General features: G+C 73.1%; 23 protein-coding genes and 1 pseudogene. 15 read left to right on the forward strand and 9 right to left on the reverse strand.

What is annotated here, in order from left to right; all coding sequences use genetic code 11:
- Positions 1 to 328: 328 nt before the first annotated feature.
- Together PVK74_RS15415 and PVK74_RS15420 are read right to left on the reverse strand one after the other, a co-directional pair.
- Positions 329 to 1276, reverse strand: coding sequence for an N-acetylmuramic acid 6-phosphate etherase (locus tag PVK74_RS15415; RefSeq protein ID WP_051611378.1), 948 nt, complete (start codon positions 1274 to 1276; stop codon positions 329 to 331).
- On the reverse strand, positions 1273 to 2187 hold the full coding sequence (locus PVK74_RS15420) for a MurR/RpiR family transcriptional regulator (RefSeq protein ID WP_051611377.1): 915 nt from the start codon (positions 2185 to 2187) through the stop codon (positions 1273 to 1275). The genes PVK74_RS15415 and PVK74_RS15420 overlap by 4 nt, the downstream gene beginning before the upstream one ends.
- A 268-nt stretch (positions 2188 to 2455) precedes the next feature.
- On the opposite strand from PVK74_RS15420, the gene PVK74_RS15425 reads away from it, so the two are divergent.
- Positions 2456 to 3133, forward strand: coding sequence for an SDR family NAD(P)-dependent oxidoreductase (locus PVK74_RS15425; protein ID WP_043328814.1), 678 nt, complete (start codon positions 2456 to 2458; stop codon positions 3131 to 3133).
- Here the strand turns inward: PVK74_RS15425 and PVK74_RS15430 are convergent.
- The gene (locus PVK74_RS15430) at positions 3118 to 3849 is read right to left on the reverse strand and encodes a dTMP kinase (protein WP_166457033.1); all 732 of its coding nucleotides are present in this window, start codon (positions 3847 to 3849) and stop codon (positions 3118 to 3120) included. The genes PVK74_RS15425 and PVK74_RS15430 overlap by 16 nt on opposite strands.
- A gap of 148 nt (positions 3850 to 3997) precedes the next feature.
- On the opposite strand from PVK74_RS15430, the gene PVK74_RS15435 reads away from it, so the two are divergent.
- The 5 genes and pseudogenes from PVK74_RS15435 to PVK74_RS15455 all read left to right on the forward strand — a co-directional run bounded on the left by PVK74_RS15435 (position 3998) and on the right by PVK74_RS15455 (position 6410).
- Positions 3998 to 4579, forward strand: coding sequence for a nucleotidyltransferase (locus tag PVK74_RS15435; protein WP_043328811.1), 582 nt, complete (start codon positions 3998 to 4000; stop codon positions 4577 to 4579).
- 56 nt (positions 4580 to 4635) lie between these two features.
- Complete coding sequence (locus tag PVK74_RS15440) at positions 4636 to 4845, forward strand: hypothetical protein (protein ID WP_225319459.1); 210 nt, start codon at positions 4636 to 4638, stop codon at positions 4843 to 4845.
- Positions 4846 to 4855: 10 nt separating this feature from the next.
- Positions 4856 to 5636: pseudogene (locus PVK74_RS15445) on the forward strand (metallophosphoesterase family protein).
- The gene (locus tag PVK74_RS15450) at positions 5627 to 5773 is read left to right on the forward strand and encodes a GPGG-motif small membrane protein (protein ID WP_013288160.1); all 147 of its coding nucleotides are present in this window, start codon (positions 5627 to 5629) and stop codon (positions 5771 to 5773) included. Before PVK74_RS15445 ends, PVK74_RS15450 begins: the two are co-directional and overlap by 10 nt.
- A 139-nt stretch (positions 5774 to 5912) precedes the next feature.
- A complete protein-coding gene (locus tag PVK74_RS15455) occupies positions 5913 to 6410 on the forward strand; it encodes a TspO/MBR family protein (RefSeq protein ID WP_274476669.1) in 498 nt (165 codons plus the stop codon).
- Between the two features lie 43 nt (positions 6411 to 6453).
- Here the strand turns inward: PVK74_RS15455 and PVK74_RS15460 are convergent, their stop codons facing one another.
- Entirely contained in the window at positions 6454 to 7230 is a 777-nt protein-coding gene (locus PVK74_RS15460) for a M23 family metallopeptidase (protein ID WP_043328805.1), read from the reverse strand.
- Between the two features lie 236 nt (positions 7231 to 7466).
- On the opposite strand from PVK74_RS15460, the gene PVK74_RS15465 reads away from it, so the two are divergent.
- The 5 genes from PVK74_RS15465 to PVK74_RS15485 all read left to right on the forward strand — a co-directional run bounded on the left by PVK74_RS15465 (position 7467) and on the right by PVK74_RS15485 (position 13710).
- Complete coding sequence (locus tag PVK74_RS15465) at positions 7467 to 8807, forward strand: ABC transporter substrate-binding protein (RefSeq protein ID WP_030502265.1); 1341 nt, start codon at positions 7467 to 7469, stop codon at positions 8805 to 8807.
- A 72-nt stretch (positions 8808 to 8879) separates the two neighbouring features.
- Complete coding sequence (locus tag PVK74_RS15470; RefSeq protein WP_030502266.1) at positions 8880 to 9926, forward strand: carbohydrate ABC transporter permease; 1047 nt, start codon at positions 8880 to 8882, stop codon at positions 9924 to 9926.
- A gap of 1 nt (position 9927) precedes the next feature.
- A complete protein-coding gene (locus tag PVK74_RS15475; protein WP_064447781.1) occupies positions 9928 to 10887 on the forward strand; it encodes a carbohydrate ABC transporter permease in 960 nt (319 codons plus the stop codon).
- Between the two features lie 62 nt (positions 10888 to 10949).
- Positions 10950 to 12020, forward strand: coding sequence for a LacI family DNA-binding transcriptional regulator (locus PVK74_RS15480; RefSeq protein ID WP_043328803.1), 1071 nt, complete (start codon positions 10950 to 10952; stop codon positions 12018 to 12020).
- Between the two features lie 43 nt (positions 12021 to 12063).
- Positions 12064 to 13710, forward strand: coding sequence for a glycoside hydrolase family 13 protein (locus PVK74_RS15485; protein ID WP_274479284.1), 1647 nt, complete (start codon positions 12064 to 12066; stop codon positions 13708 to 13710).
- Between the two features lie 58 nt (positions 13711 to 13768).
- Here PVK74_RS15485 and PVK74_RS15490 read toward each other — a convergent pair whose 3' ends face one another.
- From PVK74_RS15490 to xylA, 3 genes are all read right to left on the reverse strand, one after another.
- Entirely contained in the window at positions 13769 to 15199 is a 1431-nt protein-coding gene (locus PVK74_RS15490; RefSeq protein ID WP_043328800.1) for an MFS transporter, read from the reverse strand.
- A 109-nt stretch (positions 15200 to 15308) separates the two neighbouring features.
- Complete coding sequence (gene xylB / locus PVK74_RS15495; protein ID WP_274476670.1) at positions 15309 to 16763, reverse strand: xylulokinase; 1455 nt, start codon at positions 16761 to 16763, stop codon at positions 15309 to 15311.
- An 11-nt stretch (positions 16764 to 16774) separates the two neighbouring features.
- Entirely contained in the window at positions 16775 to 17962 is a 1188-nt protein-coding gene (gene xylA / locus PVK74_RS15500; RefSeq protein WP_043328799.1) for a xylose isomerase, read from the reverse strand.
- A 52-nt stretch (positions 17963 to 18014) separates the two neighbouring features.
- On the opposite strand from xylA, the gene PVK74_RS15505 reads away from it, so the two are divergent.
- The 3 genes from PVK74_RS15505 to PVK74_RS15515 all read left to right on the forward strand — a co-directional run bounded on the left by PVK74_RS15505 (position 18015) and on the right by PVK74_RS15515 (position 22051).
- The gene (locus tag PVK74_RS15505) at positions 18015 to 19274 is read left to right on the forward strand and encodes an ROK family protein (RefSeq protein ID WP_140946172.1); all 1260 of its coding nucleotides are present in this window, start codon (positions 18015 to 18017) and stop codon (positions 19272 to 19274) included.
- A gap of 210 nt (positions 19275 to 19484) precedes the next feature.
- Positions 19485 to 21074 carry a PP2C family protein-serine/threonine phosphatase gene (locus tag PVK74_RS15510; protein ID WP_274476672.1) on the forward strand — a complete coding sequence of 530 codons (1590 nt, stop codon included), beginning with the start codon at positions 19485 to 19487 and terminating at the stop codon, positions 21072 to 21074.
- A complete protein-coding gene (locus PVK74_RS15515; RefSeq protein ID WP_113974645.1) occupies positions 21071 to 22051 on the forward strand; it encodes a cobalamin B12-binding domain-containing protein in 981 nt (326 codons plus the stop codon). The genes PVK74_RS15510 and PVK74_RS15515 overlap by 4 nt, the downstream gene beginning before the upstream one ends.
- 2 nt (positions 22052 to 22053) lie before the next feature.
- On the opposite strand, the gene PVK74_RS15520 is transcribed toward PVK74_RS15515, so the two are convergent.
- On the reverse strand, positions 22054 to 22569 hold the full coding sequence (locus PVK74_RS15520; protein WP_140946171.1) for a MarR family winged helix-turn-helix transcriptional regulator: 516 nt from the start codon (positions 22567 to 22569) through the stop codon (positions 22054 to 22056).
- 95 nt (positions 22570 to 22664) lie between these two features.
- Between PVK74_RS15520 and PVK74_RS15525 the strand changes: the two genes are divergently transcribed.
- Entirely contained in the window at positions 22665 to 23795 is a 1131-nt protein-coding gene (locus tag PVK74_RS15525; protein WP_274476673.1) for a PP2C family protein-serine/threonine phosphatase, read from the forward strand.
- A gap of 10 nt (positions 23796 to 23805) precedes the next feature.
- Here the strand turns inward: PVK74_RS15525 and PVK74_RS15530 are convergent, their stop codons facing one another.
- Complete coding sequence (locus tag PVK74_RS15530; protein ID WP_043328795.1) at positions 23806 to 25287, reverse strand: sugar transferase; 1482 nt, start codon at positions 25285 to 25287, stop codon at positions 23806 to 23808.
- Positions 25288 to 25480 lie beyond the last annotated feature (193 nt).

Below are 25480 nucleotides of genomic sequence, written 5' to 3' on the forward strand. Positions count from 1 at the left end.
GTTTCCTGTTACCGGCCCGGTTCGGACGGCTTCCGGACACGGCTTTGGGGGCCCGCCGGAGCTGCTGAATCGCTATTCGCCCATGGAATGGCACCATTGCCTGTTCCATGAACACAGCGAGCCGCGTCACCGGGTCGTTGCGATCCTGGTCACTGCGAGATACGCGCTCGTGGACCGGTCGGTTCAGCCACGCTCAGGATTACCCTCCGCCTCGTTGAACAATCCGTACGGGCGGGAACGTCCCCCTCCCGCACGTGATACGTGTCGCACCCGCCGGACGGATGCGCCGGGCGGGTGGATCGCCGGGAGAAGGGGTGAGCGGGGGCGGTCAGGAGGCGAGCAGGGCGAGCGCGCCGCGTACCTGGTGGGCGGAGCGGGCCAGCGCGGCCCGGGCGGCCGGCACCTCCGCGCCGGAGACCAGCGCGACGAGCGCGGTCTTGAGGTCGCCGTCGGCCTCCCGCAGCGCGACCCGGCAGACCTCCTCGGCGCAACCGGTGGCCTCCACGAGGATCGAGATCATGCGACCGCGCAGTTTGGCGTTGGTGGCCACCATGTCGATCATCAGGTTCGAGTAGACACGGCCCAGACGCACCATGACGGCCGTGGAGAACGTGTTGAGCACCAGCTTCTGCGCGGTGCCGGCCTTCATCCGGGTCGACCCGGTGACCACCTCCGGCCCGGTGTCCACGCCGATGAAGACGTCCACCGACGCGGCGGCCGGGGCCTCCGGATTCGCGCAGAGCAGCACCGTAGCGGCCCCCCGCTCCCGGGACGCGGCGAGCGCCCCGAGGACGTACGGGGTGCGTCCGCTGGCCGCCAGGCCGACCACCAGGTCGCCCGGGCGCACGCACTCGGCGGCCTCGGCGGCGCCGCCGCGCTCGTCGTCCTCGGCGTCCTCGACCGCCCGCCACATGGCGTCCGGGCCACCGGCGAGGTGCGAGCAGAACCAGTGCCGGGGCGAGTTGAACGTGGGGGCCAGCTCGGCCGCGTCCAGCACGCCCAGGCGGCCGGAGGTGCCGGCGCCGAAGTAGTGCACGCGGTGTCCGTCGCGCAGCGCGGCCACCGCGAGGTCGACGGTCTCGGCGATCTCGTCCAGCACCGCGGCGACGGCGGCCGGCACCCGCCGGTCCGCCTCGTTGATCACGGTGAGCACGTCCCGGGTGGACATCAGGTCGAGGTCGAAGCTGTGCGGGTTGCGCCGCTCGGTCGGCGCGCCGACGCGCACCACCGGCCGGATCGCCGCCACGCCGTCGCGCTCCGCCCGGCCCGCCGTCATCCCCGCCTCCGCCCGGGACCGACCCGGTGCGACTGGACCGCCTCGGCCGTGGCTTCGAGCGCCTTCTTGGTCCGGGCCCGGCTGCGCGCGGCCACCCCGACGAAGAGGCAGTCGACGACGGTGAGCTGGGCCAGCCGGCTGGCCGTCGCGCCGGAGCGGTAGGTCGTCTCCCGGGCGGCTGTGGTGAGCACGTGGTCGGCGACCTCGGTGATCGGCGAGCGCGGGAAGTTGGTGAGCGCCACGGTGGTGGCTCCCCGGGCCCGCGCCTGCTCCAGCACCTCGATGACGTCGGACGTGGTGCCGGTGTGCGAGATGCCGACCGCGACGTCGCCGCGCCCGAGCAGGGCGGCGGAGGTGAGCGCGGTGTGCACGTCCGGGAAGTAGAACGCGATGCGGCCGATGCGGTGCAGCTTCTGCTGGAAGTCGGAGGCGACGAAGCCGCTGGCGCCCGCGCCGTAGACGTCGATCCGGCCGGCCGCGCCGATCGCCTCGACCACCTGCTCGCAGACGGCCGGGTCGAGCTGCTCGGCGGTCTCCTCGACGGCTCGGGCGTCGTTGAAGGCGATGGTGGCGATGATCTGGGCCAGGTCCGCGCCCGGCGGGATGTCGCCACCGACCACCCGCGCGTCCGGCGGCTCGACCCGGCGGGCGGCCTCGGCGGCGAGGCGGATGCGCAACTGGGGGTAGCCGTCCATGCCGACCGAGCGGCAGAAGCGGATCACTGTCGCCTCGGACGTCTCGGCGGCGGTGGCGAGGTCGGTGATCGTGCGCCGGGCCGCGTCCGCCGGATCGGCGACGACCAGCCGGGCCACCCGCTGTTCGGCCGGGGACAGCGAGGGCAGCAGGCCGCTGATGTGGACGATCAGTCCACCGGGCTCGTGACTCGCAGAAATCTTCGGACTCTTCGCCACGGATGAAACTTACTTTCAGAGCGCGTGAGCGTCAACCATGACACCGCGTATCGGGAAATTTACCGTCTTCCGTGCCCGCCCCCGGGCCAAGGATCCCATTGTCGCAGCCCCACCGCCTCAACCGGTCCGGTCGAGTCACTCCTGCCGCCCGACGTGCCGGTCCGCCGTCGCGCGGCAGGGCCTGCCTGGTCGGCCTCGGCCGGACGGTCCGGACGGCCCGTGCGGGTCACCGGTCGGTCGGCACGACGGTTGACTAGCGTGTGTGTCCATGACGGAACGCACGGTGCTGGTCACCGGAGGCACGGGTGGGCTGGGCGGCGCGGTCACCGCCGCCTTCCTCGACGCAGGCTGGCGGGTGGTCGTACCTCAGCGGGAGGCCGGGACGGACGACGGCCCGGTCCGGGTCGTGGCCGACCTGCTGACCCCCGAGGGGGCCGCGCGGGCGGTCGAGGTCGCGACCGCCGAGCCGGCCGCGCCACTGCGCGCGGTGGTCAACCTGGTCGGCGGGTACGCCGCGGGCGGCCTGGTGCACGAGACCCCGGTCGAGGAGTTCGAGCGGATGCTGCGGCTCAACCTGCGCCCGACCTACCTGGTGACCCGGGCGGCACTGCCGCACCTCGTGGCAACCGGTGACGGCGCCGTGGTCTGCGTCTCCGCGCGGGCGGCGGTGTCGCCGTTCCCGGGCGCCTCGGGCTACGTCACCGCCAAGGCCGCGGTGCGGGCGTTCGCCGACGCGGTCGCGGTCGAGTACCGCCAGCGCGGGGTGCGGTGCAACACGGTGCTGCCGAGCGTCATCGACACCCCGGCCAACCGGGCCGCCCAGCCCGACGCCGACCACCGGCGCTGGGTGCCTCCGGCGCAGATCGCCGGCGTGATCCGGTTCCTGGCCTCCCCCGAGTCGGCGCCCACGAGCGGCGCCGGCATCCCGGTCTACGGCCGGGCCTGAACCGGCACCGGGCCGTCGCGGCCCGCCCCGCCGGCCGGACGTGGAGGGCCGCCCGGAGCCGGGCCGGGACCGGCGGACGGATCGTCGGGCAGCCACTCGCTCAGGTGCGCCCGGATCCGGCGGGCCACCTCCTCCGGTGGGCCGTTGCCGTCCACCACCACGAAGCCGCCGTACTCCGGCAGCCTCCGGTAGGCGGCGTCCGCGTCGGTCAGCCAGGTCATGCTCTCGTGGTCGGTGCCGCGCCGCTCGATCCGGCGGTACGCCTCGGCCGGGTCGACGGTGAGCAGGAACGTGACAGCGGGCGCCGGGAAGACCCGGTAGCCGGCCCGGACCAGCCGCTCCCACCGCTGCCCGCCGTGCGCCCGGATGCTCGCGTACTGGCAGTACGACCAGCGGTCCATCACCGCGGTACGGCCAGTGACCAGGCAGCTCAGCAGCGCGAGCGCGATGGCCAGCCAGCGCAGCGCCGACTCGACCACGAGCAGGCCGTCACGCCCGACGAGCCGCTGCGCGTCCGGACGGCCGATCCGTTGGGCGACGCGGCCGAGCCAGCGGCGGCCACCGGCGTTGCGGTGGTACGTCGCGGGGTGGCCGGCGGCGGTGAGGGCCTGGGCGAGCCGGTGCGCCTGGGTGGTCTTGCCTGAGCCGTCGATGCCGATCAGGGCGACGGCACGCAGTCGGGCCCTGCCCCGCCGCGTCCGCAGTGAGCTGGCCACCCTCCCGAGGTTATCCGACCGACGCCCACACCGGCCTGTATGTCGCTTTCCTGCCCTGGCGGGCCGATCGCGCCGCAACAGGTGTGACCGGAGCGTCCGCCGGGTACGCAACGTGATCCCACCGCCCATGACGACGAGGGAGCCGCAGATGGCCGAGCGCGGGGACGAGACCCTGGTGCACACGCTGAAGAAGGTCGCCGCCGTGCTCAAACAGTCCGAGATCCCGTTCGCGCTGGGTGGCAGCTTCGCGGTGTACGCGCACGGCGGCCACTCCAGCGACCACGACGTGGACTTCCTGCTCCGCGAGGCGGACGTCGACCGGGCGCTGGAGGCGCTCGTCGAGGCCGGCTTCACCGCCGAGCGCCCGCCGGAGGACTGGCTGGTCAAGGTCTACGACGAGGACCGGATGGTGGACCTGATCCACCGGCCGGTGGAGACGCCGGTGACCGAGGAGACGTTCGCCGACACGATCGTGCGCCCGGTCGACGCCATCCACATGCCGGTGCTCTCGGCCAGCCAGCTCATGGTGCACAAGCTGTTGAGCTTCTCGCAGCACTACTGCGACTTCGCCCGCGCCCTGCCGCTGGCCCGCTCGCTGCGGGAACAGATCGACTGGGAACGGGTACGGAAGGAGACGCAGCACTCGCCGTACGCGGAGGCGTTCCTGGTGCTGCTCGACCGGCTGGACGTGCTGCCCGGCGGCGCGCCCGGCGGAAGGGAGACCCTGTGACCGGATTGTCCGGCGACGTTCCCCCCGACGAGTACGTCGAGGCGGAGATCCAGAGCATGCTGGCCGAGGACCCGACGGTGGCCGAGCAGGGCATCACCGTGGTGCGGCGGGAGAACGGGCTGGTGCTCTACGGCGAGGTGGAGAGCCCGCACCGGCGGGAGGAGATCCTGCGCCGGGTGGCCGAGCGCTTCCCGGACACCCACGTGACGAGCGACATCGGGGTGATCCGCACGCAGGCGCCCACCCAGGTCGAGGAGCTGCCGTGAGGGAGGTTCGATGGTGATCCGGATCGCCGCCGTCGGCGACGTGCATCTGGACGAGGACGTGGTGGGCCGGTTCCGTCCGGCGCTGGAGGAGCTGCCCGGCTCCGCCGACGCGCTGCTGCTCGCCGGTGACCTGACCCGGCACGGCACCGAGGCCGAGGCACGCTGCGTGGCCCGGGAGTTCGGCGATCTCGGCGTACCGGTGATCACCGTGCTCGGCAACCACGACCACCAGTGCGACCAGGTGCCGCAGGTGGTGAAGGTGCTGGAGGACGCCGGGATCACGGTGCTGGAGGGCACCGGCGTCGTGGTGGACACGCCGGGCGGGCGGCTCGGGGTGGCCGGCGTCAAGGGGTTCGGCGGCGGGTTCGCCGGGCGCTGCGCCAGCGACTTCGGCGAGCCGGAGATGAAGGCGTTCGTACGGACCACCCGGGAGAGCGCCGACGCGCTCGCCGACGCGCTGCTCTCGCTGGACTGCGACGCGCTCGTCGCGCTCACCCACTACTCCCCCGTGCCGGACACGCTCGCCGGCGAGCCGCTGGAGATCTACCCGTTCCTCGGCTGCTACCAGCTCGGGCAGGCGATCGACGCCGCGCCCACCGCGCTGGCGCTGCACGGGCACGCCCACCACGGCACCGAGCGCGGCACCACGCCGGGCGGGGTGCGGGTGCGCAACGTGGCGCACCCGGTGATCAAGCAGGCGTACAGCGTCTTCCACCTGGGCGGTGACCAGCTCGACTGACCGGGAGGTTTCCGGGATCGGGCGCACGGGTATTCAGCCGACATGGAGCTGATTCTCTGGATTCTCGCAGTCGTACTGGTGGTCGCCGGAATTCTCGCCCTGTTCCGCCGGCAGATCCTCTGGGGCATCGTCCTCATCGTCGTCGGCCTCCTGGTCGGCCCGGGTGGCGTCAGCATCTTCAACACGTAACAGCGGTTCTCGTACCCGCCGGGGTCGCCGGGCCCGGGTGTTCCGTCCTGCCGGACCGGAACACCCGGGCCGGGTGACTCCGGCTTTTCCGCGTCCGGGCCGGCGTTTGCCGGGCCGGTCGAGCGGAAACATCTCGACCATGGAGACGTCGCAGAGTGTCACCCGGCGCACCACCGGCGCCCGGAAGTGGTGGGCGCTGCTCGGTTTCGGCGCCGCCACCTTCGCCGCGGCCGCGATCGGCGGGCTGGGTGTGCAGGGCACCTCCGCCGAGTACCAGAGCCTGGAGCAACCCGCGTGGGCGCCGCCGTCGTGGCTGTTCGGCCCGGTCTGGACGGTCCTCTACGCGCTGATCGCGATCGCCGGCTGGCTGGTCTGGCGCCGGGCCGGGTTCGGCCCCGCGCTCTGGGCCTGGGTGGTGCAGCTCGTGCTGAACGCGATCTGGACCCCGCTGTTCTTCGGCGCCGGGGCGTACGGGCTGGCGTTCGCCGAGATCGTGCTGATGTGGCTGGCGGTCGGCGTGACCGTGGTCCTGTTCCGGCGCGTCTCCCGGCCGGCCACGCTGCTGATGCTGCCGTACTGGGCGTGGGTGACGTTCGCGTCCGCGCTGAACTTCGCGGTGTGGCGGCTGAACTCCTGACCGGTGCGGGCGCGAGGGCCGGTCGCCCCCGCGCCCGCCGGGCTCAGCAGCGGGGTACGCCGGGGATGTAGCCGTCGTAGCCGGTGTAGACGTAGGCGTCGGAGATGAACCGGCCGGAGCCGATCCGGTCCCAGATCGAGCTGGTGCCGTAGGTGCCGCTGACGCTGGTGCCGCTGGTCTGGCACTGGATGGTCACCTTCGCCCCGTCGGCGACCGTGCCGACCGAGCTGTAGCCGGTGCCGGGGCCGGAGCGGACCGTCAGCGGGGAGCCGGCCGTGTTCACGGTGCCCTGGCCGGTGTTCGTCCCGCCGCAGCCGTTGTCGCTGGTGTAGGTCTTGGTGCCCCAGTAGAGCGCCTGGACGCCGTTGAACTTGATCTTCACCGAGCTGCCGTCGATGCGCTGCTCGTAGTGCAGGTGCGGGCCGGTGGAGCCGCCGGTCGTGCCGACGTACCCGATCACCCGGCCGTAGCCGACGGTCTGCCCGACGGAGACGTTGAAGGCGCTCAGGTGGGCGTAGTAGGTGGTGTGGCCGCCGCCGTGGTTGATCCGGACGTACTTGCCGTAGCTGGTGTCGCCGAGGTTGGTGACCACGTCGACGGTGCCAGGCGCGCTGGCGACGACCGGGTCGCCGGCGTCGTCGGTGCGGTTGAAGTCGATGGCGTTCGCCGGGCTGTGGTTGGTCCGGGTCTGACCGGACCAGGACTGGTTGCAGGGGAACGGGACCTTGAACGTCGGCGCGGCCATCGCCGGCGCGGCCGGCACGAGGGTCGCCGCCAGGACCGTCGCGCTCGCCCCGAGGGCGAGCCATCGCTTACGCATCCACTGCCTCCAATGTTGAAAGTCTTCAATGTGATGCGGACATCCTGACAGAAAGTTCCGTTCCCGGGAAGATTCGTGGGAGCGCACCCAAGCCCCTGGCCAGGGTTTCGGGATTGTTACCGGGCCGTGTCCGGCCAGGGGTGGACCCGACACGATGCAAGCGCTTACATGTGAGGACGACCATCGGACCGGCGCGGGTTCGATCCCCCCACGCGCCGGCAAGGAAGGAGATCGGCATGGCGTTTGCCAGATCGCGCCAGACGCTCGCGGTCGCCGGCGTCCTGGGGCTGGCGCTCGGTGTCGCCGCCTGCGGCACCGGCGATGACAAGAAGAGCGACAAGGCCGGATCGGCCGAATGCGCCGCATACGAGAAGTACGAAGGTCACGACGGCAAGAAGGTGACCATCTACTCCTCCATCCGGGAGATCGAGGCCGACCGCCTCAACGAGTCCTGGAAGCAGTTCGAGGACTGCACCGGCATCGAGATCGACCACGAGGGCAACGCCGAGTTCGAGGCGCAGCTCCCGGTCCGGGTCGACGGCGGCAACGCCCCCGACCTCGCCTTCATCCCGCAGCCGGGCCTGCTGAAGCGCTTCGTCGACTCGGGCAAGCTCAAGCCGGTCGGCGCCGACACCAAGGCGATGGCCGAGCAGAACTACTCCCCCGACTGGCTGAAGTACAGCACCGTCAACGGCCAGCTCTACGGCGCCCCGCTCGGCTCGAACGTGAAGTCCTTCGTGTGGTACTCGCCGAAGACCTTCAAGGACAAGGGCTGGACCGTCCCCACCACGTGGGACGACCTGATCAAGCTCTCCGACCAGATCGCGGCCAGCGGCACCAAGCCGTGGTGCGCCGGCATCGAGTCCGGTGACGCCACCGGCTGGCCGGCCACCGACTGGATCGAGGACGTGCTGCTGCGTACCGGTGGCCCGGAGGTCTACGACAAGTGGACCACCCACCAGATCCCGTTCAACGACCCGCAGGTGGCTGACGCGCTCAACCGGGCCGGCACCATCCTGAAGAACGAGAAGTACATGAACGGCGGCTTCGGCGGCGTCAAGAGCATCTCCACCACCGCCTTCCAGGAGGGCGGCACGCCGATCACCACCGGCAAGTGCGCGATGCACCGCCAGGCGTCCTTCTACGCCAACCAGTGGCCCGAGGGCACCAAGGTGGCCGAGGACGGCGACGTCTTCGCGTTCTACTTCCCGGCCATCGACCCGGCCAAGGGCAAGCCGGTGCTGGGTGGCGGCGAGTTCGTCGGCGCGTTCGCCGACCGTCCCGAGGTCCAGGCGGTGCAGACCTACCTGGCCTCCGGCGAGTACGCCAACAGCCGCGCCAAGATCGGTGACTGGGTGTCCGCGAACAAGAAGCTGGACATCAACAACGTGCCGAACCCGGTGGACAAGCTCTCCGTGGGCATCCTCCAGGACGAGAAGACGGTCTTCCGCTTCGACGGCTCGGACCTGATGCCGGCCGCGGTCGGCGCCGGCACCTTCTGGAAGGGCATGGTGGCCTGGATCAACGGCAAGGACACCAACTCCGTCCTGAACGACATCGAGGGCAGCTGGAAGTGATCTAGCAGGTGGCCCGGTCCGGTTCCCCCGGACCGGGCCACCTCTGCTAGCCGAACCCTTGAAGGAGGGTCGATGGAGTTCGACTTCGCGGCGGAGCAGCCGAAGTTCCTCATGCTGATGTACGGGCTGATCGCCTTCGTCGCGGTGGTGGGCGGGCTGCTCCTGCTCCTCGACGTGGTGCCGTCGTACTTCGCCCGGCGCCGGGAGGCGCAACTGGTCGCCGCCTCGGTGAGCGGCACGCCGCTGCCCCGCCGGCCCAAGCAGCGCGAGGGCGCGTTCGCGTTCTTCTTCCTGTTGCCGACGCTGCTGCTGCTCGCCGTCGGACTGGTGGTGCCGGCCATCCGCACCACGCTGCTCTCCTTCATGGACTCCAGCAGCAGCAACTGGGTGGGACTGGACAACTACCGCTGGATGTTCGCCGAGGACTCGATCGTCCGGGTCCTGGTCAACACGCTGATCTGGGTGCTGCTGGTGCCGCTGGTGGCCACCGCGTTCGGCCTGATCTACGCGGTCCTGGTGGACAAGGCACGGTTCGAGGCGGTCGCCAAGTCCCTGATCTTCCTGCCGATGGCGATCTCGTTCGTCGGCGCCTCCATCATCTGGCGCTTCGTCTACGCCTACCGGGGCGAGGGCGACCAGATCGGCCTGCTCAACCAGATCGTGGTGAGCCTCGGCGGAGAACCGAAGCAGTGGCTGCTGGACTCGCCGCTGAACACGTTCCTGCTCATCGTGATCATGGTGTGGATCCAGGCCGGTTTCGCGATGGTGGTGCTCTCCGCCGCGATCAAGGCCATCCCGGCCGACATCGTCGAGGCGGCCCGGCTCGACGGCACCACCGCGTGGCAGATGTTCTGGCGGATCACCATTCCGAGCATCCGGCCGGCGCTGATCGTCGTGGTGGTGACGATCTCCATCGCCACGCTCAAGGTCTTCGACATCGTCCGCACCGCCACCAACGGCAACTACGACACGAACGTGATCGCGACCGAGATGTACAACCAGGCGTTCCGCTACCAGGAGAACGGGCAGGGCTCGGCGCTGGCGGTGTTCCTGTTCGTCCTGGTGATCCCGATCGTGATCTACCAGATCCGCAACCTGCGCAAGCAGCGGGAGGGCTGAGATGACCACCACCACGCCCACCGTCGGAGTCGGCGCCCAGGCCACCGAACCGACCACCCGGGGCGCCCGGGTGCGCAAGCGTCTGAACAGCCGTACCGCCACGCTCGTGTCGGTCGTCATCGCGATGCTCTGGACGATCCCGACCTTCGGCCTGTTCATCTCCTCGCTCCGGCCGGAGAACGAGATCAAGACCACCGGATGGTGGACGTTCTTCAGCGACCCGCAGATCACGCTGGAGAACTACCAGGAGGTGCTGTTCAGCTCCGGCTCGTCCGGGCAGCTGGCCAGCTACTTCATCAACTCGCTGGCGATCACCATCCCCTCGGTGCTCTTCCCGCTCGCGTTCGCGTCGCTCGCGGCGTACGCGCTGGCGTGGATGAACTTCAAGGGGCGGGACTGGGTCTACATCGGCATCTTCGCGCTGCAGATCGTGCCGTTGCAGATGGCCCTGGTGCCGCTGCTGCGGTTCTTCTCCACCGGCGTCACGATCGCCGGCGTGCAGATCCTGCCCGCGTGGGACCTGGTCGACGAGCAGAAGTTCGCCCAGGTGTGGTTCGCGCACACCTGTTTCGCGCTTCCGTTCGCCGTGTTCCTGCTGCACAACTTCATCTCGCAGCTTCCCGGCGATCTGATGGAGGCGGCCCGGGTCGACGGGGCCACCCACCCGAAGATCTTCCGCACCATCGTGCTGCCGCTGATCATGCCCGCGCTGGCGGCGTTCGGCATCTTCCAGTTCCTCTGGGTCTGGAACGACCTGCTGGTCGCGCTGATCTTCGCCGGTGGCGGCGACGAGACCGCCCCGCTGACGGTCCGGCTCGCGGAACTGGCCGGCACCCGGGGCAACGAGTGGCAGCGGCTGACGGCCGGCGCGTTCGTGTCGATCGTCGTACCGCTGATCGTGTTCCTGTCCCTCCAGCGCTTTTTCGTGCGAGGCCTGCTCGCCGGCAGCGTCAAGGGTTGATCCGCGCCCCGCCGCCGGCACGGCCGGCGGCGGGGCCCGGGTCACGGCGGGGAGCCCACACGATGACCAGAATTGACGACGTCGCCCGGCTGGCCGGGGTCTCCACGGCCACCGTCTCCCGGGCGCTGCGGGGCCTGCCGACGGTCTCGGCCGCGACCCGCCGGCGGGTGCTCGCCGCCGCCGAACAACTCCAGTACGCGGTGTCCCCGAGCGCCAGCCGGCTGGCCGGCGGCCGGACCGGCACGGTCGCGGTGGTGGTGCCCCGGATCACCAGGTGGTTCTTCGGCACGGTGGTCGAGGCGGTCGAGGAGTTCCTCCAGGACAGCGGCTACGACCTGCTGCTCTACAACCTCGGCGGCCGGGAGCAGACCCGCCAGCGGGTGCTGCGCACGGCGAGCCTGCACAAGCGCGTGGACGCGATCATCCTGGTCGCCACCCCGCTGCGCGCGGCGGACGTGCACGCGCTGACGAACCTGGACCTGCCCGGCGTGACGATCAGCTCCGGCAGCGAGGTGCCCGGGTGGCCCTGCGTCCGGATCGACGACGTGGCCGCCGCCCGGACCGCCACCCGCCACCTGCTCGACCTCGGCCACACCCGGATCGCGCACATCTCCGGCGACCCGGACGACGAACTGGCCTTCACCACGCACCTGGACCGGCGGCGCGGCTACCAGGAGGCGTTGCGGGCCGCCGGACTGCGGCCCGACCCGAGCCTCGACGTCGAGTCGCGATTCACCATCGACGGGGGTACCCGGGCCACCGCCGAACTGCTGGCCCGGGGCGAACCGCCGACGGCCATCTTCGCCGCCTGCGACGAGATGGCGATGGGCGCGGTCACCGCGCTGCGCGACGCCGGGCTACGGGTGCCGCAGGACGTGAGCGTGATCGGCATCGACGACCACGACCTCGCCGGTGTGCTCGGGCTCTCCACGATCGCCCAGCCCGCCGCCGACCAGGGACTGCTCGCCGCCCGCATCCTGCTCGACCCGCTCGGCGTACGGGCCACCGAGCCGTACCCCGGCCTGGTGCCCGCGCCGCGCGGCGCCGGCACCGACGACGGGACGCCACCCCCGGTGATCCTCCCCACTCGCCTGGTGGTGCGCGAATCGACAGCGCCGCCGCGGGCACACTGAACCAACTTGCTCGTCCCCGCACCACCCAGACAGGAGTAAGGCGCTGAACACCGACGCGACGCAGCAGGCCCCGGGCACCGGCTGGTGGACCGAGGCGGTGATCTACCAGGTCTACCCGCGCTCGTTCGCCGACTCCGACGGCGACGGCATCGGCGACCTGCCGGGCATCACCTCCCGGCTCGACCACCTCGCCGAGCTGGGAGTCGACGCGCTCTGGCTGTCCCCGTTCTATCCGTCCCCGCAGGCCGACGCCGGGTACGACGTGGCCGACTACCGCGACGTCGACCCGCTGTTCGGCACGCTCGCCGACGCCGACAAGCTGATCGCCGAGGCGAAGGCGCGCGGGCTACGGGTGATCGTCGACCTGGTTCCCAACCACACCTCGTCCGCGCACCGCTGGTTCACCGAAGCGGTGGCGGCCGCCCCGGCCAGCCCGGAGCGGCAGCGTTACGTCTTCCGCGACGGCAAGGGCCCGGACGGCGCCGAGCCGCCGAACGACTGGGTGAGCGTCTTCGGGGGCCCCGCCTGGACGCGGCTGCCGGACGGACAGTGGTACCTGCACCTGTTCGACTCCGGTCAGCCCGACCTCAACTGGGACAACCCGGAGGTGCGCGCGGAGTTCCTCGACGTGCTGCGCTTCTGGCTGGACCGGGGCGTGGACGGCTTCCGGGTGGACGTGGCGCACGGCCTGATCAAGCAGGCCGACCTGGCCGACTGGCAGGAGCCGCAGGAGATCCTCTCCGGCAGCGAGGTGGACAAGCCGCGCCCGCCGATGTGGGACCAGGACGGCGTGCACGAGATCTACCGGGAGTGGCGGCGGGTCCTCGACTCGTACCCCGGTGAGCGGATCCTGGTCGCCGAGGCGTGGGTGGAGCCGGCCGAGCGGCTGGCCCGGTACGTGCGCCCGGACGAGATGCACCAGGCGTTCAACTTCGAGTACCTGCTGGCCGCCTGGACCGCGCCGGCCCAGTACGCGGTGATCACCCGCTCGCTGGAGGCCACCGACTCCGTCGGCGCGCCCACCACCTGGGTCCTGTCCAACCACGACGTGGTCCGGCACGCCTCCCGGCTGGGGCTCGGCACCGCCGGTGGCCGGGCCAACGGCGTCGGCGTGGACGACCCGCAGCCGGACGCCGCGCTGGGTCTGCGCCGGGCCCGGGCAGCCAGCCTGCTGATGCTCGCGCTGCCCGGCTCCGCCTACCTCTACCAGGGCGAGGAACTGGGGCTGCCGGAGCACACCACGCTGCCCGACGAGGCCCGCCAGGACCCGACCTGGGCGCGCAGCGGGCACACCGAGCGCGGCCGGGACGGCTGCCGGGTGCCGATCCCGTGGGAGGCCGACGCCCCGTCGTACGGCTTCGGGCCGACCGACGCGAGCTGGCTGCCCCAGCCGTCGACCTGGGCCGAGTACGCGCTGGACCGGCAGCGCGGCGTGCCCGGGTCGACGTACGAGCTGTACCGGACCGCGCTGCGGCTGCGCCGCGAGCACGCGCTGGCCCGGGGCCCGCTGCGGTTCCTGTCCTCCGGCGACGAGGTGCTCACGTTCACCAACGGCGACCTCACCGTGCTGACGAACTTCGGGGCCGACCCGGCGCCGCTGCCGGCCGGCGCGCAGGTGCTGGTGTCGAGCGCGCCGCTGGACGACGCCACGGTCCCGACGGACGTCACCGTCTGGTTCCGGGTGGTGTAAGGAAGGGCCCCTTGTTAACGCCTCCGGTATAGGAAGGGCCCCTTATTAACACTCACCGTTAAGAAGGGGCCCTTCCTTCCAGGCGGTCGGCGCGGGCGTGCAGCAGGTCGTGCACCTGCGCTATGTCCCGCGGCGACGTACGCGCGGCCAGCCAGTACATGATCCCGGTCGGGATGAAGAAGAGCTGGAACGCGGCCAGCCCGACCGCGTAGTTCAACGGCGGCGGGAAGGCCGTACGCAGCGCGGCGAACACCACCCCGACCAGCCCGTTGCCGGCCGCCCGCCCGACGCCGTTGACGAGGTTGCCCAGGCTGTAGACGGTGCCCCGGTGCTCGGGCGGGTTGACGTCGGCGATCAGCGCGAACCAATTCGGCGAGTTCGCCGACGTCAGCGCCAGCGCCACCACGGCGGTGAGCAGGCTCAGCCCCACCGTCGGCTCGGTCAGCACGCTGGACAGCACCGCCGTCACCACCGCGCCCGCCCCGGCGCCGTCGGGCACGTCGATGCGGATCGGCACGAAGAACAGGACCAGGTAGAACGGCAGCGCCGCGAGGATGCCGACGGCCGCGACGGTGGCCCGGCCGCTGGGCGTACGCCGTTGCAGCGCGTCGCCGACCAGGCCGCCCACGATCGAGAACACCCCGCCGAGCTGGAACAGGGTGGCGAAGACGCTGCCCACCACCACGGCCGTCGCCGGCGAGTAGCCCTGCGCCTCGGCCCGCTGGCTGAACAGCACCGGCAGCCAGACCAGCGAGCCGAACGCGGCCTGGGCGGTCAGCCCCTGCAGGATCAGCCAGCGGTTGGTCCGGCGGGCCAGGATCCGGGGCAGGTCGGCGCGGCTGATCCGGTAGTCGTACTCGTTCCCGGCGTCGATCGCCCCGGCCAGCTCCGGTTCGCTCTGCCCGCGCCGGATGTCGTAGGTGAACAGGTACGCCACCGTGGCGGCCAGACCCACGCCGGTCAGCAGCAGGAACGGCCGCCGCCAGTCGGTCGCCCCGAGCACGCCGCCGAGCAGCGTCCCGGCCAGCGTGCCGACGCCCTGGGACAGCCCCCAGAAGCTCATCACCAGGCCGCGTCGGCGCGGCGAGATCAGGTCGGTGACCACGGAGAAGCCGACCGAGCCCACCGCGCCCAGCCCGACCGCGCCGACGAACTGCGCGGCCAGGAACGTCGCGTACCCTCCGGCGAGCGCGCTGCCGGCGGTGCCGGCGGCCCAGAGCAGCGTGCCGACCATGAGCAGCGGCTTGCGGTTGGTGCGGTCCCCGACGTACGCCCAGCCCACCGCCGCCACCGCGCTGACCAGGAAGCTGACGGCGGTGACCAGGCCGAGCATCCGCTGGGGTACGTCGAGGGCGGTGGAGATCGGCCCGTACAGCGGGGGCACCAGGCCGATCGCCACGTTGTCCAGCGAGGCGAGTACCACGAAGACGACGACGCTGTAGAACCGGTGTGCCGCGTTCCCGCGCCGGGAGACCTTCGTGCCCGTCATGCAGGGCAGCCAATCAGGTGCGGGCCGGTTCCGGGACACCGCCCCCGGCCGACGCGCATGTTAAGAAGGGGCCCCTCCTCTACCGCAGGCGTTAAGAAGGGGCCCTTCCTTACCCCCGGGCGTGGGCGTAGCGCTCGCGGATGGCGGGGACCGCCTCGCCGGTGTACTCCTCGGTGTCGCCGACCGACCAGGTGGGCGGGGTGTCGCCACCCAGCGCGACCCAGGCGGCCTGCCGGGCCGCGCCGTCGGCCACGTACTCGCCGGGCGGCGGCACCACCACCGGGCGGCCGAAGACCTGCGGCGCGATCCGCCGTACCGCGGCGGACCGGGCGCCGCCCCCGACCAGGATGATCCGGTCGGCGCGGGCGCCCTGGGCGAGCAGCGCGTCGAGACCGTCGGCCAGCCCGCAGAGCATCCCCTCGACCGCGGCCCGGGCCAGGTGCGCCGGGGTCGAGGTGCGCAGTGTCAGGCCCTTCAGCTCGCCGGTGGCGTGCGGTCGATCCGGTGTCCGCTCCCCCTCCAGGTACGGCACCAGGACCAGCCCGTCGGCGCCGGGCGGCGCGGACAGGGCCAGCTCACCGAGCGTGTCGAGGTCGACGCCGAGCAGGGTCGCGGTGGCGTCGAGCACCCGGGCCGCGTTGAGCGTGCACACCAGCGGCAGGAACCGGCCGGTGGCGTCGGCGAACCCGGCCACCGCGCCGCTCGGGTCGGCGGCCGGGTTGTCCGCGACCGCGAAGACGGTGCCGGAGGTGCCGATCGAGACGACCACGTCGCCCGGACCGGCGCCGGCACCGAGCGCCGCGGCGGCGTTGTCCCCGGTGCCCGGCCCGAGGAGCACCGGGCCGGCGGCACCGGTTCCCGGGGTCCCGGCCGTACCGGACGCCGCGCCGTCGCCGAGCACCGCCGGGTCGAGGTGCCCGGCCGCCTCGGCCGGGCCGAGCACGACCGGCACCGTCACGCGCCGGCCGAAGGCCCGCTCCAGCAGGTCCAGCCGGTATTCGCCGGTGCGCGGCGACCAGTAGCCGGTGCCGCTGGCGTCGCCTCGGTCGGTGCACAGCGCGTCCAGGCCGGGCGCGCCGGCGAGCCGCCAGGTGAGCCAGTCGTGCGGCAGGCACACGGCGGCCACCCGGTCGGCGTGGTCCGGCTCGTGCCGGGCCAGCCAGCGCAGCTTCGTGGCGGTGAAGCTGGCCACCGGCACCGCGCCGGTCGCCTCGGCCCAGAACCGGCGGCCGGTCTCCCCGCCGCCGGCCTCCTCGACCAGGTCCCGGGCCGCGTCGGCGGACCGGGTGTCGTTCCACAGCAGCGCCGGCCGGACCACCTCACCGGAGGCGTCCAGGCAGACCATGCCGTGCTGCTGGCCGCCGACCGAGACGGCTGCCACGTCGGCCAGGCCGCCGGCCTCGGCCACCGCCGCCCGCAGGGCCTCCCACCAGGCGTACGGGTCGACCTCGGTGCCGGGCGGGTGCGGCGCGCGGCCCTGCCGGACCAGCGCGCCGGTCTCCGCGTCCCGGACCACCACCTTGCAGGACTGGGTCGACGAGTCGACCCCCGCGACGAGCGGCATGGCGGCCCGCCTCAGCGCGCGCCGAGCACGTGCTCGACGGCGAGCTGGTTGAGCCGGACGAAGCCGAAGCCCTTCGCCCCGGCGGCCTCCGGGTCGAACTCCTCGAACGCGGTGCGGTCGGCGAGCAGCTCGCGGTAGCCCTCACCCGGGTTCAGCGTCGGCGTGGCCAGCTCGGCCACGCGGGCGGCGGCGAGCGCCTCGACCACCTCCGGGTCGGCGCGGAACGCCGCGGCCCGCTCCTTGAGCAGCAGGTACGTGCGCATGTTCGCCTCGGCGGAGGCCCACACGCCGGCGATGTCCTCGGTGCGGGACGGCTTGTAGTCGAAGTGGCGCGGGCCGTCGTAGGCCGGGCCGCCGTTCGGGCCGCCGTGCTCCAGCAGGTCGACCAGGGCGAACGCGTTGAGCAGGTCGCCGTGGCCGAAGACCAGGTCCTGGTCGTACTTGATGCCGCGCTGGCCGTTGAGGTCGATGTGGAACAGCTTGCCCTGCCAGAGCGCCTGGGCGATGCCGTGGGCGAAGTTCAGCCCGGCCATCTGCTCGTGCCCGACCTCCGGGTTCAGCCCGACCATCTCCGGGCGGGCCAGGGTGGAGATGAAGCCGAGCGCGTGGCCGACGGTGGGCAGCAGGATGTCGCCCCGGGGCTCGTTCGGCTTCGGCTCCAGCGCGAAGCGCAGGTCGTAGCCGTTGTCGACGACGTACTCGCAGAGCAGGTCGACCGCTTCGCGGTAGCGGTCCAGCGCGGCCTGGACGTCCTTCGCGACGTCGTACTCGGCGCCTTCCCGGCCGCCCCACATGACGAACGTCTTCGCGCCCATCTCGGCGGCCAGGTCGATGTTGCGCAGCACCTTGCGCAGCGCGTACCGCCGCACGTCGCGGTCGTTGCTGGTGAAGCCGCCGTCCTTGAACACCGGGTGGTTGAACAGGTTGGTGGTGACCATCGGCACGACCAGGCCGGTCTCGTCGAGCGCCTTGCGGAAGCGGCTGAGCCGGGCGTCGCGGGTGGCGGCGTCCGCGCCGAATGGGACCAGGTCGTCGTCGTGGAAGGTGATGCCGTACGCGCCCAGCTCGGCGAGCCGGTGCACGGCCTCGACGGCGTCCAGCTCGGGACGGGTCGCGTCGCCGAACGGGTCACGGGCCGGCCAGCCCACCGTCCAGAGGCCGAAGGAGAACTTGTCCGCGGGGGTGGGACGGGGTGCCATGGCAGACCTCCAGTGGTGGTGTCGTCCGCGATTTGTTCAGCGGTTGAATTAAATGGCGGCGATGTGGCAGTGTCAAGAGGTGACAAGCGCCAGCACGGCCGGGGCGGTCCGGCAGGGCAGCCTGCGCGAGTTGAACCTCGCAGTGGTGCTCCGGCGGATCGCCGCCGCCGACCGGCCGCCCTCGCGGGCCGGGATCGCCGCCGACACCGGCCTGACCCGGGCCACCGTCTCCGCCGTGGTCGACGACCTGATCGCCGGCCGGCTGGTCGCCGAGGCGGAGCCGGAGCCGCGTACCGGTGCGGGCCGGCCGGCCCGGGGGCTGGTGCTCGCCTCCGACGGCCCGGCCGGGCTCGGCCTGGAGGTGAACGTCGACTACCTGGCGGCCTGCGTCGTCGACCTGACCGGCACGGTCCGGCACCACCTGGTCCGCCGCGCCGACCTGCGCCCGGTCTCCCCCGCCGACGCGCTCGCCCGGCTCGCCGCGCTGGCCGCCGAGGCGCGCGCCGCCGCCGTACGCGACGGACTGACCCTGGCCGGCGCGGCGCTCGCCGTGCCCGGCCTGGTCGGCGACGGCGGCCTGGTCCGGCTCGCGCCGAACCTCGGCTGGCGGGACGTGGACGTGCCGGCGCTGCTGGCCGGGCATTCGCTGGCCGAGCCGGTCGACGGGGTGCCACCGCTCGTGGTCGACAACGAGGCCAACCTGGCGGCGCTCGGCGAGCTGTACGCGCGACCGGCCGGCCCCCGCAGCTTCCTGCACATCACCGGCGAGATCGGCATCGGCGCCGGAATCGTGCTGGACGGCTCGCTCTACCGGGGCGCGCGCGGCTGGAGCGGAGAGATCGGTCACTTCCCGGTCCAGCCGCAGGGGCGGCCGTGCCGCTGCGGCGGCCAGGGCTGTCTGGAGCGGTACGCGGGCCAGGAGGCGATCCTGGCCGCCGCCGGGCTGCCCGGCGCGGAACTGCCCGCCGACACCGCCGCCACCCGGCTCGCCGACCTGGCCGACGCCGGTGACCCGGCCACGCTGACCGCCCTGGCCGACGCCGGCGCCGCCCTCGGGGTCGCCGTGGCGGGCGTGGTGAACCTGCTGGACCTGGACACGGTGGTGCTCGGCGGCGGATACGCCCCGCTCGCCCCCTGGCTGCGGCCGCCTGTGGTGGCGGAGATCTCCCGGCGGGTGCTGACCGCCGCCTGGGCACCGGTCGAGGTACGCCCGGCCGTGCTCGGGGCGCAGTCCGCGGCGGTCGGCGGAGCCGGCTCGGTGGTCCGCCGGATCGTCGACCGGCCGGTGGGCTGGCTGGCCCGCAGCGCCTGATCCGGCCGTTCCTGGACGGGCATTACGTGCCCGCGCTCGGTACGCTTGCCGCCAGGCAACCTGTCCGCCGAGCGAGGAGTGCACCGACAGCATGCGCAGGGGTCGACTGACCGAAGCGCCCGGCCACCTGAGGTGACAGCCGCGCGCCGGGGCGGTGTCGCGGGGCCGGTCAGCGGCGGGGGGCACGCCTGGAGGAAGCGACCCCGGCGGGTGGCCGGGGCCGCGCTCCCGGCTGACGACCGGCTCGCCCAGGAGCTGCTGGACGGGCTCGCCGAAGCGGTCGTGACAGTCGACCCGGCCGGCGTGGTGGCCCTGGTCAACGCGATGGCCACCGACCTTCTCCCGGAGCTGACCCCCGGCGTCGACCTGGCCGGGTGCCAGGTGCCGGCGCTGGCCGAGGCGGCGCGCACCGGATCGGACACGTTCGAGACCGAGCACCACGGCCGGCGGTTGCGCGGGCTGCGGCGCCCGCTGGCCGCCGGGCGCGGCGCCTGGTACGTCCGAGACGTCACGGAGGAGCACGCACGCACCGACGCGCTGCTCGCCGAACGCTCCCGGACCGCGTTCCTCGCCCGGGCCGGCAGCCGGCTCGGGCTGTCCCTGCACCGGGACCAGACGCTGCGCGCCGCGGTCACGCTGCCGGTGCCCTACCTGGCCGACGTCGCCGCGGTGGTGCACCGCCCGGCCCCGCCCGCCGAGGACGCGCCGCACTGGATCCGGTACGCCACCGGCGACTCCGGCCCGGTCACCGGCGTGACCGGCTGGCGCACCGTGGAGTCCGTCCCCGGGCTGGTCGAGGCGCTCGACGGCGACCGCACCGAGCCCAGTCCCTGGCTCGACGCCGAACTGGCCGACCTGGCCGAGGTGCTGCCCACCGGCTTCGGCCGGCCGGGCACCGTGCTGATCAGCCCGATGCCAAGCGCCGGCGGCCCGGCCGGCGCGCTGGTGCTGGCCCGCCGCCCCGAGCGGCCCGGCTTCGACCAGCGGGAGATCGCACTGGCCCGGGAGTTCGCCGGGCGGGCCGGCGCCGCGCTGGCCGCCGCCGAGCTGTACGGCGAGCAGGCCCACCTGGCGCGCGTGCTGCAGAACAGCCTGCTCCCGCCGGAACTGCCGCGCCTGCCCGGGATGACGCTCGCCGGCGGTTACCGCGCCGCCGGGGACAGCCTGCGCATCGGCGGGGACTTCTACGACGTGTTCCCCACCGGCGAGGGCGGCCTCCTCGCGCTCGGCGACGTCTGCGGCAAGGGCGTCGGCGCGGCAGTGCTGACCGGCCGGGTACGCCAGTCGCTGCAGACGCTGCGCCTCGTCGAGCAGCGTCCCCGGGAACTGCTGGAGCTGCTCAACCGGGCGCTGCTGGACGCGCCGGACGCCGCCCGCCGGGCCCAGTTCACGACGCTCCTGCTCGGCGCGGTCCGCCGCGAGCCCGGCGGCGGGCTGCGGGTCCGGGTGGCCGGCGGCGGGCACCCCGCCCCGCTCGTCGCCCGCGCCGGCGGCGGGATCGAGACCGTCCGGGTGGGCGGCATGCCGGTGGGCGCGCTCACCGACGCGCGGTTCGTCGACGCCGAGGTACGGCTGGCGCCGGGCGACCTGCTGCTGGCGTACACCGACGGGGTGACCGAGGCCCGGGGCGGCCCGACCGAGCTGGCCATGTTCGGCGAGGACCGGTTGCGCCAGGCGGTCGCCTCCGGTGCCGGGCTCCCGCCGGCCGCGCTCGTGGAGCGGGTGCTCCAGCTCGTCGACGAGTGGCTGGACGGGCAGCCGCACGACGACATCGCCATGCTGGCGCTGGCCGCCGGGTGAGCCCGGAGCACCGGATCGGGCCGGAGACGCTCGCCGCGTATCTCGATCACCTGGACCGGGCCGACCGGGCCGGCGCGATCGCGCTGGCGCAGGAACTGCTCGCCGACGGCGTGCCGGTCGCGGACATCCTGGTGGACCTCGTCGCGGTGGCGCAGCAGGAGATCGGCCGCCGCTGGCTCACCGGTTCCTGGAGCGTGGCCCAGGAGCACGCCGCCACCCATGTCAGCGAACTCGTGGTCGGCGCGGTGGGCGCGACGATCGGCGCACCGCGACGTGGGCACGTGGTGATGGCCTGCGTCGAGGGCGAGTGGCACGCGCTGGCCGCCCGGATCGTCGCCGAGGTGGTCCGGGCGGCCGGCTGGCGGGTGACGTTCCTGGGCGCCAGCGTGCCGGCCCGGCACCTGGTCTCCTACCTGCACCAGACCGGCCCGGACGCGGTACTGCTGAGCTGCGTGCAGCCGAACCGGCTGGTCCGGGCGGCGCGGATGGTGGAGGCGAGCCGCGCGGCCGGGGTGCCGGTACTGGCGGGCGGCCCCGGCTTCGGGCCGGAGGGCCGGTGGGCCGCCACGATCGGCGCGGCGGCCTGGGGCGCCAGCGCCCGGGACGCCGTCGCGCTGCTGGACCGGCCGCTGTCCGCGGGCACGCACATCGGCGCGCCACCACCGCCGCCCGACGACTCGTACGTCGCCCTGCTGCACCGGCGGCGGGAGCTGGTCCGGCTCGCGCTGACCGCGGTGGACCCGCCCGAGGAGACCGCCGAGGACGCCGCCACCGGCATCGCGCACCTGGTGGACGCGCTGATCGCGGCCGTGCGGGTGGACGACGACCGGCTGCTGCGGGACTTCGTCGAGTGGCAGGCGGAGGCGCTGACGTCCCGGGGCGGGCGGGCGCTGCTGGACGAGGTGCTCGGCACGCTGGAGCGGGCGCTGACCGAGCATCCCCGGGTGGTGGCCCGGCTACGGGCCGTCCGCGGGTGAAGTCAGGCGGTACGGGCCACCGGCGGCTCGCCGGACGGGCGGGCCGGGTCACCGATCCGCTCCCCGGAGGGCTGCAGCACCGGCCAGCCCTCGGCCGCTGTCGCCTCACCGCGCCGGCCGACCACGTCGAACTCGCGCATGCCCTGCAGCAGTGCCACCCGGCCCTCCGAGCTCATTCCGTCCAGGATCCGCTCCAGCCGGCGCCGCCGGTCGGTGCGCAGTTCGGCGAGGAGCCGCAGGGCCTCCGGAGTGAGGTGCAGGGAGATCTCCCGCCGGTCGTAGCGGCCCGGCTCGCGTTCCAGCATGCCGGCCGCGACCAGCCGGTCGCAGAGCCGGCTGGCGGAGGAGAGCAGCATGTCGGTGAGGGTGGCGAGCCGGCGGAGGTTGATGCCGTCATACTGCTCGACGACCATGATCGCGCGTAACTGGGCACTGGACAGCCGGCTGGTGGTGCGCTCCCGGGCCGCCTCCCAGACGGCGAGCAAGGTGCCTGCCGCCTCGTCCAGGGCGGCGGACATACTCGTGTCAGGTCCCTGGGGACCAGGCTCTTCGGTCATGGTGGGCCCGAGACTACCCCCCGGATCTGCCCGGCGACCTGTGCAAAGGAGCAAAGATGAGCGGAGCGGAGGGCCTCGCGCGCCGGGTCCTGACCGAGGCACCGACGGATCTCATCGTGGACCGGCTCGCCGCCGAGCTGGCGCGCACGTACGGAATCACCCGCACCGAGCTCTACCAGGTCGACTACCGGCTCGCCGAGCTGCTGCCGCTGGGTGACGGCGAGGCGCTCGCCCGCCCCGGTCACCCGGCCTGGCGCGCCTTCGACCACCAGGAGCCGGTGATCGCCGACGAGGTGGGCTGGTTCCCGGTGGGCATGCGCGGCGAGCGCCGGGGCGTCCTCCGGGTCTCTCCGGTGCCGGCCGACCCGGACGCGCGCCGCGAGCTGGACACCATCGCCACGGTGCTCGGGCACGAGCTGAGCGCGGTCATGGCGACCACCGACATCTACCGGACCGCCCGGCGCAGCCGGCGCCTCACGCTGGCCGCCGAGATGCAGTGGGAGCTGCTGCCCGGGCGCAGCCGGATCCGGCCGTCGTTCAGCCTGGCCGGGCAGCTGGAACCGGCGTACGCGGTGCGCGGGGACAGCTTCGACTGGTCCGACGACGGCCACCGGCTCTGGCTGGCGGTGCTGAACGGCTTCGGTGAGGGGGTGGCCGCGGCGCTGCTCGCCTCGCTGGCCACGTACGCGCTGCGCAACGCGCGCCGGGCCGGGCTCCCCCTGGCCGATCAGGCCGCGCTGGCCGACCAGGCGATCTACGCGCAGCACCGGGGCCAGCAGCATGTCTCGGTGCTGCTCGTCGAACTGGACCTGGCCACCGGCACGCTGGCCGTGGTCGACGCCGGTTCGCCCCGTCTGCTGCGGCTGCGGGCCGGCGAGGTCAGCGAGCAGGCGCTGGACGAGCAGTTCCCGCTCGGCATGTTCGAGGGCACCGACTACCGGGAGCAGACGTTCCAGTTGGAGCGCGGTGACCGGCTCTTCGTGGTCAGCGACGGCGTCATCGACGCCACCACCGAGCAGGGGCGTTACGGCGAGGCGGCGCTGGACCGGTTCCTGCGCCGGACCGGGCCGATGGAGCCGCTGGACGCGGTCCGGTCGCTGATCGGCGACCTGCGGGCCTTCGTCGCCGGCGATCTGGTGGACGACGCGGTGGTGGTGTGCCTGGACTGGCTGGGCCCACAGCCCTGACCCGGCCCGCTCAGTACGCGCCGCGGCTGTTGATCACGGCGCCGAACGTCTTCCAGAGGATGGTCAGGTCGGCGGCCAGCGACCAGTTCTCCACGTAGTAGAGGTCGAGCCGGATGCCGTCCTCCCAGCTCAGGTCGGACCGGCCGCTGACCTGCCAGAGGCCGGTCATGCCGGGCTTGACCAGGAGGCGTCGCGCCACGTCGCCGTCGTAGCGGGCCACCTCGGACGGCAGCGGCGGGCGCGGGCCGACCAGGCTCATCTGGCCGAGCAGCACGTTGACGAGCTGGGGCAGCTCGTCCAGCGACCACTTGCGCAGCAGCCGGCCCACCCGGGTCACCCGCGGGTCGTCGCGCATCTTGAACATCAGGCCGTCGGTCTCGTTGCGCGCGGCCAGCTCGGCGAGCAGGGCGTCGGCGTTGACCACCATGGTGCGGAACTTGAAGACGCCGAACTCCTCGCCGCCCTGACCGACCCGGGTCTGCCGGAACAGCACCGGACCCCGGCTGTCGATCTTGATGGCGAGCGCGATCACGATCAGCAGCGGCGCCAGCACGAGCAGCGCGATCAGCGAGATCGACCGGTCCACGAAGCCCTTGACCAGCTTGCGGGCGCCACGGAACTCGGGCGCCTCGACGTGGATCAGCGGCAGGCCGGCGACCGGGCGGGTGTGGATGCGGGGGCCGGCGACGTCGGTCAGCGCCGGCGCCACCACCAGGTCGACCCCGGTGCCCTCCAGCTGCCAGCCCAGGCGGCGAAGCCGGGTCGCGGTCAGCTCACCGGAGGCGGTGACCGCCACCGTGTCGGCGCCGATCGCGGTGGCCGCCTCCGGGATGCCCCGGAAGGAGCCGACCACCGGCACGTCACCCAGCCGCTGCGGCACCGGGGCGAGCAGCGCGTCCGGAATGCACGCGCCGACCACCTGGTAGCCCGCGTACGGCTCCCGGCGCAGCGTGTGCACCAGCTCCAGCACGTGTGCCGTGTCGCCCACCACGAGCACCTTGCGCGACCAGCCGGCGCCCCGGTCGCGGGCCCGGTGCAGCCGCTTGCGGGCCGCGAACCGCGCCACCTCCAGGCCGACGGTGCCGACGGCGAAGGAGATGGCCAGGAAGCCCCGGGAGACGCCGACGTCGGCGATGTACCCGGCGATCGCGATACCGCCGGCCAGCCGCATGCTCGCCGCGCTGACCCGGCGGTACTCGTCCGCGCCGTACCCGAGCACCTGGTCGTCGTAGCACCGCATCGCCTTGAGCGAGACGAGCCAGACCAGCAGCAGCGCCGGGGCTACCACGACGTACGGGATCTCGGACCCGGTCGGCTCCTCGTCGCCGAACCGGGCCAGGTAACCGACCAGGATGGCCACCGCCAGCACGGTGGTGTCCAGCACCACCAGGACCCGGATGTAGGCCCGCTCCGCGGCTCGTGTCGTCTTGCCCGGGCGTTCACCACCGGGTCGCGACGACGTGGCAGGGGTCAACAGCGTCGCCGAGGTCACCGGCCCTCCCCACTTCGCTCAGGACCGCCCCGTCCCCGCCCGGCTCCGGTGTGGAGCCCGCGGTCGAGGCACCCGGTCATCATGCCTGGACAATTATGGTTACCGATTGATTCGGACGCATTACCGTCAGTTCTCATCCCGCGTCTTGACCCGGGAAGCCTTCCGCCGTACCGGATTTGCCGGTACGGCGGAA

Origin of the sequence: Micromonospora chalcea, from assembly GCF_028768405.1 — a bacterium.
Lineage (GTDB): Bacteria > Actinomycetota > Actinomycetes > Mycobacteriales > Micromonosporaceae > Micromonospora > Micromonospora chalcea.

Coding starts and splice junctions, on each gene's coding strand:
- PVK74_RS15415 (WP_051611378.1), bottom strand. CDS start 1,276: ATGACGGCGGGCCGGGCGGAGCGCGACGGCGTGGCGGCGATCCGGCCG.
- PVK74_RS15425 (WP_043328814.1), top strand. CDS start 2,456: ATGACGGAACGCACGGTGCTGGTCACCGGAGGCACGGGTGGGCTGGGC.
- PVK74_RS15435 (WP_043328811.1), top strand. CDS start 3,998: ATGGCCGAGCGCGGGGACGAGACCCTGGTGCACACGCTGAAGAAGGTC.
- PVK74_RS15440 (WP_225319459.1), top strand. CDS start 4,636: ATGCTGGCCGAGGACCCGACGGTGGCCGAGCAGGGCATCACCGTGGTG.
- PVK74_RS15450 (WP_013288160.1), top strand. CDS start 5,627: ATGGAGCTGATTCTCTGGATTCTCGCAGTCGTACTGGTGGTCGCCGGA.
- PVK74_RS15455 (WP_274476669.1), top strand. CDS start 5,913: ATGGAGACGTCGCAGAGTGTCACCCGGCGCACCACCGGCGCCCGGAAG.
- PVK74_RS15460 (WP_043328805.1), bottom strand. CDS start 7,230: ATGCGTAAGCGATGGCTCGCCCTCGGGGCGAGCGCGACGGTCCTGGCG.
- PVK74_RS15465 (WP_030502265.1), top strand. CDS start 7,467: ATGGCGTTTGCCAGATCGCGCCAGACGCTCGCGGTCGCCGGCGTCCTG.
- PVK74_RS15470 (WP_030502266.1), top strand. CDS start 8,880: ATGGAGTTCGACTTCGCGGCGGAGCAGCCGAAGTTCCTCATGCTGATG.
- PVK74_RS15475 (WP_064447781.1), top strand. CDS start 9,928: ATGACCACCACCACGCCCACCGTCGGAGTCGGCGCCCAGGCCACCGAA.
- PVK74_RS15480 (WP_043328803.1), top strand. CDS start 10,950: ATGACCAGAATTGACGACGTCGCCCGGCTGGCCGGGGTCTCCACGGCC.
- PVK74_RS15490 (WP_043328800.1), bottom strand. CDS start 15,199: ATGACGGGCACGAAGGTCTCCCGGCGCGGGAACGCGGCACACCGGTTC.
- xylB (WP_274476670.1), bottom strand. CDS start 16,763: ATGCCGCTCGTCGCGGGGGTCGACTCGTCGACCCAGTCCTGCAAGGTG.
- xylA (WP_043328799.1), bottom strand. CDS start 17,962: ATGGCACCCCGTCCCACCCCCGCGGACAAGTTCTCCTTCGGCCTCTGG.
- PVK74_RS15505 (WP_140946172.1), top strand. CDS start 18,015: ATGGCGGCGATGTGGCAGTGTCAAGAGGTGACAAGCGCCAGCACGGCC.
- PVK74_RS15520 (WP_140946171.1), bottom strand. CDS start 22,569: ATGTCCGCCGCCCTGGACGAGGCGGCAGGCACCTTGCTCGCCGTCTGG.
- PVK74_RS15525 (WP_274476673.1), top strand. CDS start 22,665: ATGAGCGGAGCGGAGGGCCTCGCGCGCCGGGTCCTGACCGAGGCACCG.